The organism is Bacteroides sp. K03 (genome assembly GCF_019734355.1).
GTDB lineage: Bacteria > Bacteroidota > Bacteroidia > Bacteroidales > Bacteroidaceae > Bacteroides > Bacteroides nordii.
The window spans coordinates 133,060-148,963 of sequence record NZ_JAASHC010000007.1; the positions used below are offsets into that span (position 1 = coordinate 133,060).

Below are 15,904 nucleotides of genomic sequence, written 5' to 3' on the forward strand. Positions count from 1 at the left end.
AATGATTTGACCAAATTATAGACAAAAATGAAAACAAAGAAATATATATTGCGTATAGTTATGATGGCTTTATTGGGAGGAACATTTGCATCCTGTGAAAGCTGGTTTGATATACGTCCCAAGTCGGAGACTGTTTTTGAAGATTTCTGGAAAGATGAAAACGATGTGCTTAGCATGGTGGGTTCATGTTATCGTGGAATGAATGAAACCGGATTTATAGAGCGTGCCATCGTTTGGGGTGAATTGCGTTCGGACAACGTAAAAGCCGGAACAGGTAAATCTGATCCGATCAGGGATATTCTGAATATTAATTTGAATTCCTCCAATTCATACACTTATTGGGGAGAATATTATAGTGTAATTAATTTTTGTAACACAGTGATTAAGTTTGCTCCGGAGGTACAGGCGAAAGATCCGAACTTTAAACGTGAGAATCTGGATGTTTATATTGCTGAAGCAAAAGGAGTGCGGGCATTATGCTACTTTATGCTGTTACGTACTTTCAGAGATATTCCGTTAATCACTGAACCGTATGCGGATGACAGTTTACCTTTTGAAGTGGAACAGGAGAATCCTGATAATTTATTGAATTTCCTGATCGATGATTTGAAGAGTGTAGAGAATCAGGCTGCGGACGAGAAGACGTGGAGTAATCTGCTTTATACAAAAGGACGTATAACAAAGAATGCCATACGTGCCCTTATAGCCGATATGTATCTTTGGAAGAACGATTATAATAACTGCATTATTTATTGTGATAAGGTGTTGGCCAATCTCGGACAGCTTCAGTTGGAAAGCTCACGGGTGTATAATGAATCTGTTTACTATTTGGGAAATTCAAAAGAGAGCATTTTTGAGTTACAGTTCAGTCTGAAGAATTATCCAAATTATGCGATGAATGAAATGTATGGAATGTTTGGAGGGCGTGCGGGACAGGATATGCATAAATTGTCGCCATACAACTTTGAATCAATGAGTCCTTCGCTTTTTGAACCCACTGACTTGAGAGGGAAAGATGCTTTTTTTAGTACCACAGGCTCTTCTTTTATAGCCAAGTATATGGCTTTGAGGGTAGAAACTTCTTCGAGTACAGTCAGAGAAGGTGACTATGTCTTCAATGCGGAGGCTCCTAATTGGATATTTTATCGTTTGGCGGATATTTATTTGATGAAAGCGGAAGCTTTGGTAGAGATAGGAACCGATCTGCAGGGAGCTCTCGATTTGGTCTCTAAGACATTCGATCGTGCCAATCCGGATTTGGGAAGTGGTTCATTGTCGAATTCTAACAATTACACGCAGAGTGCCATGAGAAACTTGGTTTTTGATGAGCGCCAAAGAGAATTCCTGTTTGAGGGTAAACGTTATTTTGATTTATTGCGTAGAATCCGTAGGGAAGGTGGGAAGCCTGCCAATGTGGTGAATACTTATCTGCTTAAGAAATATAGTAAACTGGATAATACGACTACTAAGAGTAAACTGAGTGAATTAGATGCTTTGTATATGCCGATTAATGTGGATGAGCTGAGAGCAAACACTGCATTAAAACAAAATCCGTTTTATGTAACATCATCAAATATCGAATAAAAATCAAGCGTTATGAAGAAAATAAAATATTCAATATCGGTTCTTATTCTCTTGCTATTTGCAACTATATTGGTGCCCTCTTGTGTGGACGACAATGTAGAAGGGGATGCATTCTATACGTTTACGGGAGAAACTGTTGCTTCCTATTGTAGCAACCGAACTAATTTTACCGTTTTCAATCAGCTTATTAATGATTCCGGAACCTCTTCTTTATTGTCCAGTTACGGACATTTCACTTGTTTCATGCCTACGGATTCTGCTTTTCAGGAATATTTCAAGGCAAAAGAAATTACCTATAATGATTTGACGAAAGAAGATAAGTTGCAGATTGTTTATAATCACGTTATCAAGAGTGAATTAACCAATTATGCGACGGAATCATTTCAGGAGGGTTCACTTCCGGAACCCAGTATGAGCGATCGTTTTATCAATATATCGTTTTCGGGATTTACGGAGGGGAATCAGACAATTCTGGTTAATCAGGAAGTGCCTATTTTGCGGAAAGATATCGAAGTGCACAATGGAATTATTCATGTGATAGGAGATATTGTGGATCCGTCTAATGCCTATTTGACTGGGCTTATGCAGGATAAGGACTATTTCAGTCTGTTCTCTCAGGCTCTTGAAAAGACTGGGATGTGTGATTCGATCATGAAAGTATACGATTTCACTTATGAAAAGCCGGCAGCGGATTTGGTGCTTGGCGGAACTACATTTAAGTATCCGGAAATGAAAAAATATGGGTATACCATATTCGCTGAAACGAATGAGGCTTTCAAAAAGGCAGGCATAGAAACTGTAGAAGAAATGGCTGAGTATGCTACCCGTTATTATGGGAATGAGGATGCCAATGATTATACAAGTAGAAAAAATGCTTTGAATAAATTTGTATCCTATCATATGCTGGAAAGACAGATGTCTACAAATGATTTTCTGTATTCAGGGGCAGCAACGGCTCCGGGTGCTGAAAATGAGAGATTTGAATATTATGAGACGATGCTTCAATACCGGATGATTGAAATAAAATCGGGGAATAGGCTGAACACACAAAAGGATGGCACTCATGTTAGTATCAGTGATTTTCAGAGCAATCTGAATGGATTGAACGGATATGTTCATGCGTTGAATGAGATTCTGGTGTACGATAAAGACATTATGGAGAATGATGTGTTGAATAAACGTATTCGTTTTGACTGTTATTCCATTCCTCCTCAGTTGACAAATAATAACATACGTTGGAAGATGATAGATAATTCTCATACCTTCACGGCTGATTATTGCGGGGATTATTTTTATTTCACCAATGATACCAAACTAAAACTTTGGGCAAGTGAAGACTGGACCAATTATCAGGCGGACGAAATGGTTATGTCCGGGTGGTACGACTTCACGTTAAGGATGCATCCGGTTCCTCCCGGAACTTACGAAATCAGATTGGGATATCGTGCAGAGACATGGCGCGGAGTAGCACAATTATTTATTGATGATGAAATTGTGGGTATTCCGGTCGACTTGAGAATTGTTGGTACCGATCCTCGTGTAGGTTGGGTAGATGATGACAAAACAACTGATGAAGGAGTAGAAAATGATAAGATGATGCGAAACCGCGGCTATATGAAAGCACCGAATTCTATTTATAGTTTGAATGGCCACAAGACATTGCGTCAGGATAATATGAGTCTTCGTATTATTATCGGTACGTTTACTTTCCAGGATTATGCTCCGCACTATTTCAGAGCGAAGAATGTGGAAGCTGACAATCTTGAATTCCATTTCGATTATCTGGAATACGTACCGGTGAGCTATATTGATAAAGAAGGGAAAGATTGATACTAAAAGAGGAATAAATAAAAAAATATACTTTTATGAAGAATACCATAAAAACAGCGTTTCTATTTGCTGTGTTCTTTGTCTCTTTCATGATGTATTCGTGCAAGGATGAATGGAACGAACATTATGACCGGAATCAAACGCTGCCGGATCAAAACCTTTATGAATTAATAAAAGAAAGCAGTTCATTATCGAAGTTTGCCAAGCTTATCAAAGTGGCAGGATATGATACATTGCTCGTTTCAACTCAGACGTTTACCGTTTGGGCGCCCAGCGATGAGGCGATTGCAGCAGTGGATGAATCGGATCTGGAACAGGTACGTCTGTTGGTTAGCAATCATATTGCACGTTTCAATCACTCTACTTCGGAACCGGATTCTAAAGTGATACGTATGATAAACGGTAAGGTGTATTATTACTCTCATCAGGATGGTTTGACTTTTGGGGGAAGTAGCTTGATATCGAAAGACCGGCTTGCCAAAAATGGTATCTTGCATACAGTAGACAAGCAAATTGTATATGCTCATAATCTCTCTGAATACATTACGGCTCAAAGTAATACGACTAAAATAGCCTCGTTTATTTCGAGATATCTCAAGGAGATACAGGAAGAACAGGGGTATGATACGATCACGACTTGGTATAATCCTTTGCTGGAGGATAAACTGTATGGTTTAGGTAATATTTCTGCCGAAGATTCTGTCTTTACGATGATTATTCCGACGGATGCTGCCTGGGATGCTGCTTATGAACGGATCTCTCCTTATTTTAATGTTTATAACGCAGATGCTGATTTGGCAGATTCAATTAAGAGAGTACAAACTTCACTTGCCATTATCAATGATTTGATTTACAGAGAAAGAATCAATGATCCGGCGGAGTATACGACATTGACATCAACATCGGGAAGTATCATTACAGATGTTAACAATCTTTTCAAAGGAACCAGCCGGGTGAATGCTTCTAACGGTGTGATTTATTTGGCAGATGAAATCAGGTATGATAATACTGAAACATGGAATAAGCCCATATCGGTGGAATGTGAAGAACAGGAAGGACGTGTAACGGGAATTTATACCAGTATCTATACTCGTACGGTAGGGACGAATAGTGGGATAGGAGAAATTAGCGGTAACCGTTATATTGAGGTACAACCGACTAATACTTCTGCACAGCCTTCTGTTACATTTGATATTCCGGACGTACTTTCCGGTAAGTATGATATCTATGCCGATTTTATACCGGCTGTTATTGACGGAGAGTCTTTTGCCAATGACAGTACCAAGCTTTCTTTCCGCATTACGTATATGAATGCTCAGGGTAAATCGACATTCAAAACGATTAAATCTGATGAATTTGTGACCAGTGGAACCCAAAAAACAAGGATTAAGGTAGCCAGTGAATTTGAATTCCCAGTCTCGAATTATTATGATCGTTTGTGGATGCTTGATGAAGAAAGCAGTTTGCTTCCGAAAGATGTGACGACGAATTTCAGAATAGATACAAATGTGTCAAAAACTGAACTCAGTGCTAATATTTTCACTCGAAAATTCCGTGTTGACAGGATTATTTTTGAACCCATTCGTAATAAATAGGAGCAGTGATCAATGAAAAAGATATATTTAAATATGAGATTTATGCTTAAACCGATAGGTCTATGCTTGCTTATGACAATAGGTGGCGGTGCTGTGATGGCTCAGGAAGCTGACTCCACAGCGGTTGCCCAGGTAAAGGTTGAACAATATAAACATATTGTGAGAGGACAGGTGGTAAGTTCATCTACGAAACAGAATTTTGCCGGAGCCAGAATCAGTGTGGTAGATACGAGAATCACGACAATGACCTCCGATGACGGAATGTTTGAACTCAAAGTGCCTCATACGAATGTGACATTGGCTGTTGATGCTCCCGGCTATCTGCCTCAGATCATTTCAGTGAAAGGACGTAGTAACGTTAATATACAGTTGTTGGAAGACACAGAGGCAAGCAGTTTTTATGATAAAACGGTTTTATCGGCCAATAAGGCGAGCGTGGTAACAAAGGTTACACCGTCGATTGCAAGTATTGATCAGGATTTTTCAACTCGTCTGAGTGGAGAATTGCGTTCTGTATCACATTCCGGAGCAACGGGAAATGGGGCGGCTGTTTTTATTCGTGGATTGAATTCTCTGAATATGAAGGCTCAGCCTTTATATATCGTTGATGGGGCGATATGGCAGATGCAGGAAGGAATGGCTTCCATTCATGCTGGATTCTTTAATAATCCGCTTGCATTGATTGATCCCAACGATGTGGAAGATATTACAGTGTTGAAAGACGGAACGTCTATCTATGGCAGTAAAGGTGGTAACGGTGTAGTGATCATTAATACAAAGCGTAGTAAGAGTATGGCTACTGATATCTCCGCCTTTATGTCTTTGGGGTATCAGTCTCCTTACAAGACGATTCCCGTGATGGGAGCGGCAGATTACCGGTTGTATGCATCCGATGTATTAAGCGATGTGTATGATAACAGTTCGCTGGTTAATAATTTGCATTTTCTGGATGATGATCAAACGAAGTCTTACTATAAAGCGAGCCATAATAACACGGATTGGCTGAAGCTGATAAACAAGGGAGCAATGAGCCAGAACTATGGTATCAGCGTGAAAGGTGGAGATGCAATTGCATTGTATGCTTTCTCTGTAGGATATAATAAGAGTGAAGGGAATATTGAAAATACAGATTTTAACCGTTTGAACGTACGTTTTAATTCGGATATTCATCTGACTGATAAATTGAAGTTCCTTTTTGACATTGCTTTCGCGCAGTCTGAAAATAACATGCGTAACGATGGTATTGATGAGATTGCTTCACCGTCTTACCTGTCACTGATCAAGTCGCCGGTGTATAGTCCTTATCAATATAACCGCGATGGTTCACAAAGCACAAAATTGAGTAATGTAGATGAGTTGGGTGTTGGTAACCCGATCTCTTTGGTCGATTTGAGTGTAGGGCTTTCTAAGAAGTATCGTTTTAATATCAACGCTCTTCCGTCTTATTCTTTTACGGATAAACTGAAGGTAGGATTGATGTTCAGTTATACGTGGGATAAACTGAACGAAGAGTATTTCAAGCCGTCGGAAGGTTTGGCTGAGCAGCCATTGGTGAATGAGAACGGAGAAATATATGCCTACTCGCGCAATATGGTTAAAAACTCCATGGCAAAGCAGACTTCGATTCATTGGAACGCCTTTGTTGATTGGTCTCCGATACGTAACAGTGTTCATAATTTAGATTTGACCGGTGGGTATCGCTTTTTCTCTGATAATTTGGAGTCAAACTACGGTGAAGGGCATAATACCAGTTCAGATCGTATGAACAGCTTGTCGAATACAACTTCCAGCTTGCGTAGTACTTCTGGTACAACAGAGAATTGGCGATCTATGTCTTGGTACTTTAATGCGGATTATAAATATCAGAACCGTTATTTGCTAAATGTAGTTGCTGCTATGGATGCTTCTTCACGTTTTGGTAAAGAAGCCGAAGGTGCCCTCAAAATGGGTGGGCTTGCATGGGGGATTTTCCCTTCTGTGTCTGCCGGATGGATTGTTTCGTCCGAAGAGTTTATGAAAGATATCCGTTTTCTGGATTTCTTGAAGCTGGATGTTAGCTATGGACTTTCCGGGAATGATGACCTGCAGAATTATGCAACTCGTTCGTACTTCAACTCTATAAACTTTATGGGAAGTGCCAACGGCCTAATTCTTGCTAATTACAAGAATGACAAACTGAAATGGGAAACCACGGGAAAAGCAAAATTCGGTGTGGATCTCAGCATGTTCAATAACCGTTGGTCAGTTAGAGCAGACTTTTTCACCTCTACTACCAAAGACTTGCTGATACGTAAGCAGCTTCCTGAAACATCGAGCCTTGAGTATTCATTGACTAACGATGGTAAGTTGAAGAATAAAGGATTTGAGATTATGACGAATGTGCGTTTGCTTAATTTGCGTAATTGGCAACTTGACTTCGGTGCGATGTTGGGACATTATAAGAATAAAATAGTTTCACTGGCAGGTGGTTCATACACCACAGATTTTCAGGGAGCCCGGATTCTTACTGCCGAGAATAGTCCTGCGGGAGTATTTTACGGATACAAGACTAAAGGTGTTTTCAGTAACAGTGAAGAAGCAGCTGCAGCAGGATTAAGTCTTCGTTCCGAATCGGGAGAGCTTATTCCGTTTAGTGCCGGTGATATGCGTTTTGAGGAGGTAGTGGAAGATCATATCATCAATGAGAAAGATCTGCAGGTGATTGGTGATCCTAATCCGGACTTATACGGAAACTTCAATTTCAATCTGCGGTATAAGAATCTGACTCTTGAAACGCTGTTTACCTACTCTTATGGCAATGACGCTTATAACGGACTTCGGGCTAATTTGGAGTCTGGTAGTAATATCTATAATCAGGCAACAAGTATGCAAAACCGTTGGGTAGCCAATGGGCAGAAGACCGATATTCCTCGTGCTGTATACAAGGACCCTATGGGGAACTCACGTTTCTCGGATCGTTGGATTGAGGATGCCTCTTTCTTGAAATTCAAGACCTTGTCTGTATCTTACAAAGTACCACTGAATTTGTCTTATCTTCAGGAAATTACAGTGTGGGGAACCGTCAACAACCTGTTTACTCTCACAAAATATAAAGGTGCGGATCCTGAATTCTCTTATGGTAATTCGGTATTGTATCAAGGTATAGATGCAGGTCTTACACCCCAATCCCGCTCTTTCCTGATAGGAGTTAGAGTTAATTTATAATAACCTTTAGTCTGTAAAAAAACATAAGAGATATGAAAACTAAAATCAAACATACAGGAGCATTACTCACTTTGATCACAGTATTATTCTTTTTAGGGAGTTGTGAGGATATGTTGAATACGGATTCTTCAAGGGTTGCCTTTGAAGATGATAATCAGCTCAAGTCGCCCAACGATTCAATTTATTCTGTGATAGGTATACTCTCACAGCTTCAAAAGGTGGGAGAGCCCTATGTGTTACTTGGTGAGTTGCGTGGTGATTTGATGACTGTGTCTGATAATGCGTCTTTTTCTTTGAAAGAGATTAATAACTTCGATATTACTTCAGAGAATACCTATTTGAATAAGCGGAATTATTATACGATCATCAATAATTGCAACTATGCGATTGCCCGGATGGATACTGCAATCACCATTCGTAATGAGAAAGTGATGTTACCTGAGTTTGCAGCGATAAAAGCGATACGGGCATGGACCTATTTTCAGTTGGCTCAGATTTATGGAAAGGTAAGTTACATTACTGAGCCTATTTTAGATTATGATACGGCTTTAAAAGAATATCCGGTGATCGGGATGGACGATCTGGCATCAAAGTTGATTACCGATTTGCTTCCTTATATTGATGTACGTGGTCTGAATTATGGCTCTATTGACGGTCTGTACTCGCCGTTGTTCTTTATTCCCATTCCGATGTTGCTGGGAGATTTATATCTCTATCAGAATCAGTATAATGAAGCGGCTGGTATGTATTATAAATTGATGGTCGATAAAAACTATTCTATCTCATCAGGCTATATTAGTTATTGGAATTCTCAGGCTCGAGACGGTGCTACCGGTGAACATATCAATTCTTATATTGATGAAGTGATTACTAAAATAGCGTATAGTTCTGTACCGAAAGACTATCACACTGATTTGGTTAACATGTCTTTCAATAATGTAACAAGTCTGCTGCCCACACAAAACTTTATTGACGAAATGTCATTGAAAACACACTTCTTTGCTACCCGTTTGGACGGAACGATTACGGCTTACTTTACAGGCGATTTGCGTGGAAACATAAAAATTCCGTCTACCAATGAAGAATTGGGAGATGCGTTTGAATCGGCGAATATTGCAGGTGTGGGTCCGAAGATACTTATTAAAAAGTTTGTGAATGGTGCACAAGAGGAATTTACAATACCTGTTGAGGATAACAATGGATTGCTGGAGAATGCATATATTCTGAGATCGATTCCTCTTTATCGTCATCCTCATCTTTATTTACGCTTTGCTGAAGCTGTAAACCGTGCCGGAAAACCTACATTTGCCTTTGCAGTGTTGAAATATGGGTTGACGGAAGAAACAATTGCCAATCCGGAAAGGGTAAATCCTGCCGAATTGGCTGGTGGAGAATCGTATCTTGATTTCTCGTTTACGTCTTATAATGTAGGTACGGCTTGCCGTGGGCGCGGGATGGGTATTTCGAAAGATATGTCTGACTTCGTAATTCCTGATTTCTCACAGAACCCTCCTGCTGTAGCGTTACAGGATTCTATCGATTGGGTTGAGCAAAAAATCCTTGAAGAGATGGCTGCGGAAACGGCCTATGAAGGTAACCGTTTCTTTGACTTACTACGTATATCGCATCATAGAGCAGATCATCCGGCATTTATGGCTGAAAAGGTTGCTGTAAAATATGGGAATCCGGAAGCTATGAAAAGTAAACTGATGGATATAAATGCATGGTTTTTGAAATAGAAAACGAAGGAAGATGAGATGACCGCTGGATTTTATTTATAGATAATAAAATCCAGCGGTCATTTTTATATTTGATAAGTTAGAATTTCAATTAGTACAAAGTGGATGGGGACTTATTTGTTACCGGGGAATAGTCCGAATGCTTTTCGTTTATGTTCCATAATCCTTTTCATTCGTTCTTTTTGAGTGGTTTTCTTTTGGGCTGTTTTTTGGGCTCTATTCAGATAAATAGGAAATCCTAAACCGATACTTACAGTAAAGTCACGTCCGATAGTGCTGCTTTTATAGGTTTGTTTTTCTGGTAGTTTGTCATAAAGATTACTTTTTGTATAAGTTACGTGGACATTTTCCAAAGGTTGTACATAAGCCATATCAAGGAATAAATAGCATCTTTTGCTAAGCTTGTAATTAGTACTGATTCCTAAAGTTGCCATAAATATATTTACGTAGTTATCGTATTTGTCCGGGAGATATGTGTTTATGCTGTATAATTCATTGTTACCTTTACCTTTTAGTTCAATATCTATTGTCTGGCAGGTATGGTTGTTTATGCCAATACCCAATCTTGGGTAGAAAGCCCATCTTTTGTTTTCAATCCGATAAGCAACCCCTGTGCTCATGTTGAAAGTTGTTTTATTGAGTTCTGAATTTATATAGGGAATATTGTTCTTTATGTAATAATTTGCTTCAAGGGGCTGACATATCTCCTGGTAACAGTTTCTTATCTGTTCTCCTATCATTTTTAGCTCCAGGTTGATATACCATCCCCATCTTTGGGAAGGAAAATGTAGTATACGCATATCTAATGCCGGAACTACTTTTCTACGATCGGTAAGTGTAGTCATCATGTTTCTTTCTGTACGGTGACTCAGATCGAAATTGGCTCCGCCGGATAAGTCTATCTGAATTATTCTATTTATTTCTTTCAAGCTGCTTTGTGCTTGTGTGGTTACACAAAACACCGATAGCAATAGTAGTAGATAAATTCTATTCATAAGTTGTGTTTTTTTAGTACAATGTAACAGGGGTGATCTTACGTTCTATCTTGTCTCCGTTTGCCGTTGTCAGAACTACGCGGAAGCTATGTGTCCCTGCTTGTGGTGTTACCAATAGTGCTTTGAAAATCTGATTGACGGGAGTTACATACTGAATGGTATCTCCTTGGTTGGTATAATCTTTGATCTGATATTTAGTGAGTCGGGCCGGATAATCCTGAAAGCAGGAAGTCACGTCTGCATCTTTTTGAAAATCATTGTTGAACGGTTCTTCTGTATAGATATTGATTTTCACAATACCGTCTTCCAGTTTATAATTGCTGTCATATATTTCTTTATCAGGCTGTGTTCCTGCGTCCGAAGTCAATCGTATCTCCAGTATATAGGCCTCTTTCTTTATTTTTTGTTCTGTTGGGACTTGCGGGGTATCTCCTGCATTATCCCAGGAATATACTTCTATTCCTGTCAAAACACAGGGAATTTGTTTAGATTCGATGTCATAGTCATCGCAGGTCATGGCTGTTACGGCCAAGAATACACAAAGTATCAGTAGTTGCAGGGAGTGTTTTTTCATAAGTCTTTATTTCTTGAAGGTGATTACAAATAGGATTCAATCTACTCTATAAATGTAATAAAAAGCAGAATACTGCTTATACTATTGTCTTTTTATTTTGTCATTTCAAAATTCTTTCCGTTCTTTGTCCTCGTAATTACAAAGAACTACTTATGAAAGGGATTATTCTTGCCGGTGGAAGTGCTACGCGCCTCTATCCATTGTCTAAAGCCATATCGAAACAAATCATGCCGGTATATGACAAACCGATGATTTATTATCCACTCTCTACATTGATGCTGGCGGGTATTCGTGAAGTATTGATAATTTCTACTCCCCGTGATCTACCTATGTTTCGTGATCTTTTAGGAACGGGTGAAGAGCTGGGTATGTCTTTTCAGTATAAGATACAAGAACAACCTAATGGGTTGGCACAGGCATTTGTACTGGGTGCTGATTTTCTGAATGGAGAACCGGGATGTTTGATACTTGGAGATAACATGTTCTATGGACAAGGATTCTCGGCTATGCTTCGTCGGGCGGCTATGATAGAGAAGGGGGCTTGTGTCTTTGGCTATTATGTGAAAGATCCCCGTGCGTATGGAGTAGTTGAGTTTGATGAGTCAGGAAAGGTCATTTCTCTTGAAGAGAAGCCGGTTATCCCTAAAAGTAATTATGCTGTTCCCGGTCTTTATTTTTACGATGCTACTGTTACTGAAAAGGCTGCATCGCTTCAACCTTCTGCCCGGGGTGAATATGAAATTACTGATCTGAATAAGCTTTATCTCGATGAAGGTACGTTGCAGGTTGAGCTTTTTGGCCGTGGTTTTGCCTGGTTGGATACAGGAAACTGTGATAGTTTGCTTGAAGCCGCTAATTTTGTAGCTACTATTCAGAACCGACAGGGATTTTATGTCAGTTGTATTGAAGAGATAGCTTGGCGTAACGGTTGGATCACAACAGCGCAACTTCGTGTACTAGGCGAAAAACTACAAAAGACAGAGTATGGTAAATATCTTTTGGAACTGGCTGAACAATAAAATCAACATAACAGAAATAATATGAAAACTTATCTTGTAACCGGTGCTGCCGGATTTATTGGCGCTAATTATCTGAAGTACATTCTGGCCAAACATGATGATATTCGTGTAGTGGTGCTCGATGCACTGACTTATGCCGGAAACCTTGGCACCATTGCAAAAGACATTGACAATGAACGTTGCTTTTTTGTGAAAGGAGATATCTGCGATCGTGATTTGGCTGATCGGCTTTTTGCTGAATATAAGTTCGACTATGTTGTGAACTTCGCGGCTGAAAGTCACGTTGACCGTAGTATTGAGAACCCTCAGTTATTCCTTATTACTAATATTTTGGGTACACAGAACCTGCTTGACGCTGCCCGTCGTGCCTGGGTGACAGGAAAAGATGAGAACGGATATCCAACCTGGCGTAAGGGAGTACGTTATCACCAGGTATCTACTGACGAGGTGTATGGCTCGTTAGGGGCTGAAGGGTATTTTCATGAAACAACTCCGCTCTGCCCGCATAGTCCGTACAGTGCTTCAAAAACAAGTGCGGATATGGTGGTAATGGCTTACCATGATACGTATAAAATGCCGGTTACTATCACTCGTTGCTCTAATAACTATGGTCCGTATCATTTCCCGGAAAAACTGATTCCATTGATTATCAAGAATATTATTGAAGGAAAGAAACTTCCTGTATATGGTGACGGTAGTAATGTACGCGATTGGCTGTACGTGGAAGACCATTGTAAAGCTATTGATCTGGTAGTGCGCCAGGGAGTAGAAGGCGAAGTGTACAATGTGGGTGGACATAACGAAAAGACCAACCTCGAAATTGTTAAATTGACCATTGCTACTATACATCGTTTGATGACTGAGCATCCGGAATATCGTAAGGTACTGAAAAAGCAGGAAAAGAATGCTAATGGTGAAATAACGATCGATTGGATGAACGAGAGTTTGATTACTTTCGTGAAAGATCGTTTGGGACATGACCAACGTTATGCTATTGACCCAACAAAGATTACCGATGCGTTAGGCTGGTATCCTGAAACAAAGTTTGAAGTGGGCATTGTGAAAACCATTGAGTGGTATCTGAATAATCAGGAATGGGTGGAAGAAGTAACCAGTGGCGATTATCAGAAATACTACGAAAGGATGTATAAATAGTGATTAATGATTAGTGATAAGTGATTAGTGGCTGCGCTATTATGCCGCATGGTACTAATCACTAATTACTAATTACTAATGACAGTGATAGAAGTATCCCCATAAGCAGCATATTGCGCGAAGTTTCGCCCAGTATGCTGTTTAGCTTTTTACCACTATGTATCTTTACCATTTTGCGCCAGGTGGCGATGTGTAGTGTAAGATAAATAACTGCTGTTATGATGGCTGGAATGAGTGTCTCCGACAATAGCCACAGGCTCAATATTGCGGCAATAATTCCCAATATCAGATATAGATATCTGCCGAAGGGTTCTCCGAAACGGACTACTACCGTTCGCTTTCCGCTTTGTGCATCCGCTTCCCTGTCACGGTAGTTGTTTACTACTAATAGAGTATCTACGATCAATCCGCAAATGAATGAAGCTATTGTTACATTCGAAGTCCATGTAAGTGCTTGTACGTAGTAGGTACCACCTACCGGAACGAATCCGAAAAACAGGATTACCAGTGCATCTCCCCAGCCGTTGTACGAAAGGGGATAAGGTCCTGTGGTATAGAAGAAGGCGAACATTACGCATAATATCCCCACGAGTATCAACTGCCAACCTGCATAAAACAGCAGTATGCATCCGATAAGACATGCTATGACTATGGTGAATAATATTCCCCGTTTCATAGCACTGGGAGAAATCCAGCCTTGTGCGCAAGCCCGTTCCGGTCCCAAGCGATCTTCCCGGTCTGTACCTTTCAGAAAGTCGAATAAATCATTGATAAAATTAGCTGCAATCTGCATCAGTCCGGCGAAAAGAAAACATACCAGTGCAGGCAGCCAGTGAAACTGTCCGTCGGCATAAGCCAGAGCAGTACCTACAAGTACAGGTGTAGCTGCCCCTGCCAGTGTTTTAGGGCGTGCAGCAAGTATCCATGCACGCAACGAATTTTGTTTTATCTCTTCCATACTGCAAAGATACTTCAAAAATCCGTATCTTTGCTTCTCGAAAAATAATTTGCAGCCCGTCTTCGTGGTATCTTTTGGGTAACAAATTAGAAAATTGCTCATTCACTTATTATTTTGACATATGAAGAAGTTAATATACTTCCTGTTTTTACTTTCTTTTCTCTTTTCTTCTTGTAAATCGAAGAAAAATCTGGTAGTATCTCCGTCCTATCCTATACTGAATGTGGATTCTCTTCATTCTGATACTTCCACTCTGTCTTCTACGCTTTTTGCTCCGGATTATTCGACACTAAAGAAACCGGAACGTAACAAAAAGCATCAGAAGCAATCTAAATCTGTTGTGGCTCGTCCTTCTGTTCCGGCAGGAACGGCTCCCGGTACATTAATTACGCATTCTGCAGTAAGTACGTCCTCCGCTTATAAAGGAGTGGACCGAGTGGTGAAGTATGACTTTACTCATCGGGATGTGCCCGAAGCTTTTGATGGTTTCCGTATTGCTTTTATCTCCGATCTTCATTATAAGAGTCTTTTTAAAGAAAAGGAACTGGCTGGTCTCGTTCGTTTGTTGATAGCTGAACGGACGGATGTACTGCTGATGGGAGGGGACTATCAGGAAGGTTGTGAATATGTACCCGAATTGTTTGCTGCTTTGTCTCAGGTGAAAACTCCGATGGGAACGTATGGCGTGATGGGTAACAATGATTACGAGCGTTGCCATGATGACATTGTTCGTGAAATGCAACGCTATGGTATGCGTGTTCTTGAACATCGGGTGGACACACTAAAACGCGAAGGACAACAGATACTTATTGCCGGTGTGCGCAACCCTTTTGATTTGAAACAGAATGCTAAATCGCCTACGCTTGATCTTTCTCCTGAGGACTTTGTCATTTTGCTTGTTCATACTCCTGATTACGTCGAAGATGTTTCTGTTGCAAATACTGATCTTGCTCTTGCCGGGCATACTCATGGTGGGCAAGTGCGTATCTTTGGTTATGCCCCTATTATCCCCTCTCACTATGGAAGCCGCTTTCTTACAGGATTAAAGTATAATACGGCTAATATACCAATGATTGTTACCAATGGCCTGGGTACTTCTAACAGGAATATACGTATTGGTGCTCCGACAGAAGTGGTGGTTATTACGTTACATCAACAGAAGCAGTAGTACGGCTCATACTTCCTTTCGTATCGTTTATTGTATTGGAATGCATGGGAGGGCGTAGTCTAACGATGTACGAGATGTGCATG

Annotated in this window: 11 protein-coding genes; 8 read left to right on the forward strand and 3 right to left on the reverse strand. The window is 40.2% G+C overall.

The window, feature by feature from the left end; genetic code table 11:
• Window positions 1–27 precede the first annotated feature (27 nt).
• From HCG69_RS07680 to HCG69_RS07700, 5 genes are read left to right on the forward strand one after another with little or no spacing between them, the layout of a single operon-like run.
• The gene (locus HCG69_RS07680; RefSeq protein ID WP_221649562.1) at window positions 28–1,584 is read left to right on the forward strand and encodes a RagB/SusD family nutrient uptake outer membrane protein; all 1,557 of its coding nucleotides are present in this window, start codon (window positions 28–30) and stop codon (window positions 1,582–1,584) included.
• A gap of 12 nt (window positions 1,585–1,596) precedes the next feature.
• Window positions 1,597–3,414, forward strand: coding sequence for a fasciclin domain-containing protein (locus HCG69_RS07685; protein ID WP_221649563.1), 1,818 nt, complete (start codon window positions 1,597–1,599; stop codon window positions 3,412–3,414).
• Window positions 3,415–3,449: 35 nt separating this feature from the next.
• Window positions 3,450–5,009 carry a fasciclin domain-containing protein gene (locus HCG69_RS07690; RefSeq protein ID WP_221649564.1) on the forward strand — a complete coding sequence of 520 codons (1,560 nt, stop codon included), beginning with the start codon at window positions 3,450–3,452 and terminating at the stop codon, window positions 5,007–5,009.
• Between the two features lie 12 nt (window positions 5,010–5,021).
• Window positions 5,022–8,213: a SusC/RagA family TonB-linked outer membrane protein gene (locus HCG69_RS07695; RefSeq protein WP_255585537.1), complete on the forward strand. Its 3,192-nt coding sequence runs from the start codon at window positions 5,022–5,024 to the stop codon at window positions 8,211–8,213.
• A gap of 32 nt (window positions 8,214–8,245) precedes the next feature.
• Window positions 8,246–9,952, forward strand: coding sequence for a RagB/SusD family nutrient uptake outer membrane protein (locus tag HCG69_RS07700; protein WP_221649565.1), 1,707 nt, complete (start codon window positions 8,246–8,248; stop codon window positions 9,950–9,952).
• A gap of 113 nt (window positions 9,953–10,065) precedes the next feature.
• Here HCG69_RS07700 and HCG69_RS07705 read toward each other — a convergent pair whose 3' ends face one another.
• Both HCG69_RS07705 and HCG69_RS07710 read right to left on the reverse strand, forming a co-directional pair.
• Window positions 10,066–10,947: a hypothetical protein gene (locus HCG69_RS07705; RefSeq protein ID WP_221649566.1), complete on the reverse strand. Its 882-nt coding sequence runs from the start codon at window positions 10,945–10,947 to the stop codon at window positions 10,066–10,068.
• 13 nt (window positions 10,948–10,960) lie between these two features.
• Window positions 10,961–11,521 carry a DUF5034 domain-containing protein gene (locus tag HCG69_RS07710; RefSeq protein ID WP_221649567.1) on the reverse strand — a complete coding sequence of 187 codons (561 nt, stop codon included), beginning with the start codon at window positions 11,519–11,521 and terminating at the stop codon, window positions 10,961–10,963.
• A 152-nt stretch (window positions 11,522–11,673) separates the two neighbouring features.
• Between HCG69_RS07710 and rfbA the strand changes: the two genes are divergently transcribed.
• Together rfbA and rfbB are read left to right on the forward strand one after the other, a co-directional pair.
• Window positions 11,674–12,540 (forward strand): glucose-1-phosphate thymidylyltransferase RfbA, encoded by an 867-nt coding sequence (gene rfbA / locus HCG69_RS07715; protein ID WP_221649568.1) that lies wholly within the window; start codon window positions 11,674–11,676, stop codon window positions 12,538–12,540.
• A 21-nt stretch (window positions 12,541–12,561) separates the two neighbouring features.
• Complete coding sequence (rfbB, locus tag HCG69_RS07720) at window positions 12,562–13,695, forward strand: dTDP-glucose 4,6-dehydratase (protein ID WP_221649569.1); 1,134 nt, start codon at window positions 12,562–12,564, stop codon at window positions 13,693–13,695.
• A 61-nt stretch (window positions 13,696–13,756) separates the two neighbouring features.
• Here the strand turns inward: rfbB and HCG69_RS07725 are convergent, their stop codons facing one another.
• Window positions 13,757–14,653: a 1,4-dihydroxy-2-naphthoate polyprenyltransferase gene (locus HCG69_RS07725; protein WP_221649570.1), complete on the reverse strand. Its 897-nt coding sequence runs from the start codon at window positions 14,651–14,653 to the stop codon at window positions 13,757–13,759.
• A gap of 121 nt (window positions 14,654–14,774) precedes the next feature.
• On the opposite strand from HCG69_RS07725, the gene HCG69_RS07730 reads away from it, so the two are divergent.
• Window positions 14,775–15,821 carry a metallophosphoesterase gene (locus tag HCG69_RS07730; protein WP_221649571.1) on the forward strand — a complete coding sequence of 349 codons (1,047 nt, stop codon included), beginning with the start codon at window positions 14,775–14,777 and terminating at the stop codon, window positions 15,819–15,821.
• Window positions 15,822–15,904 lie beyond the last annotated feature (83 nt).

Coding starts and splice junctions, on each gene's coding strand:
- HCG69_RS07725 (WP_221649570.1), bottom strand. CDS start 14,653: ATGGAAGAGATAAAACAAAATTCGTTGCGTGCATGGATACTTGCTGCA.
- HCG69_RS07730 (WP_221649571.1), top strand. CDS start 14,775: ATGAAGAAGTTAATATACTTCCTGTTTTTACTTTCTTTTCTCTTTTCT.
- HCG69_RS07685 (WP_221649563.1), top strand. CDS start 1,597: ATGAAGAAAATAAAATATTCAATATCGGTTCTTATTCTCTTGCTATTT.
- rfbB (WP_221649569.1), top strand. CDS start 12,562: ATGAAAACTTATCTTGTAACCGGTGCTGCCGGATTTATTGGCGCTAAT.
- HCG69_RS07690 (WP_221649564.1), top strand. CDS start 3,450: ATGAAGAATACCATAAAAACAGCGTTTCTATTTGCTGTGTTCTTTGTC.
- HCG69_RS07680 (WP_221649562.1), top strand. CDS start 28: ATGAAAACAAAGAAATATATATTGCGTATAGTTATGATGGCTTTATTG.
- HCG69_RS07705 (WP_221649566.1), bottom strand. CDS start 10,947: ATGAATAGAATTTATCTACTACTATTGCTATCGGTGTTTTGTGTAACC.
- HCG69_RS07710 (WP_221649567.1), bottom strand. CDS start 11,521: ATGAAAAAACACTCCCTGCAACTACTGATACTTTGTGTATTCTTGGCC.
- HCG69_RS07695 (WP_255585537.1), top strand. CDS start 5,022: ATGAAAAAGATATATTTAAATATGAGATTTATGCTTAAACCGATAGGT.
- HCG69_RS07700 (WP_221649565.1), top strand. CDS start 8,246: ATGAAAACTAAAATCAAACATACAGGAGCATTACTCACTTTGATCACA.
- rfbA (WP_221649568.1), top strand. CDS start 11,674: ATGAAAGGGATTATTCTTGCCGGTGGAAGTGCTACGCGCCTCTATCCA.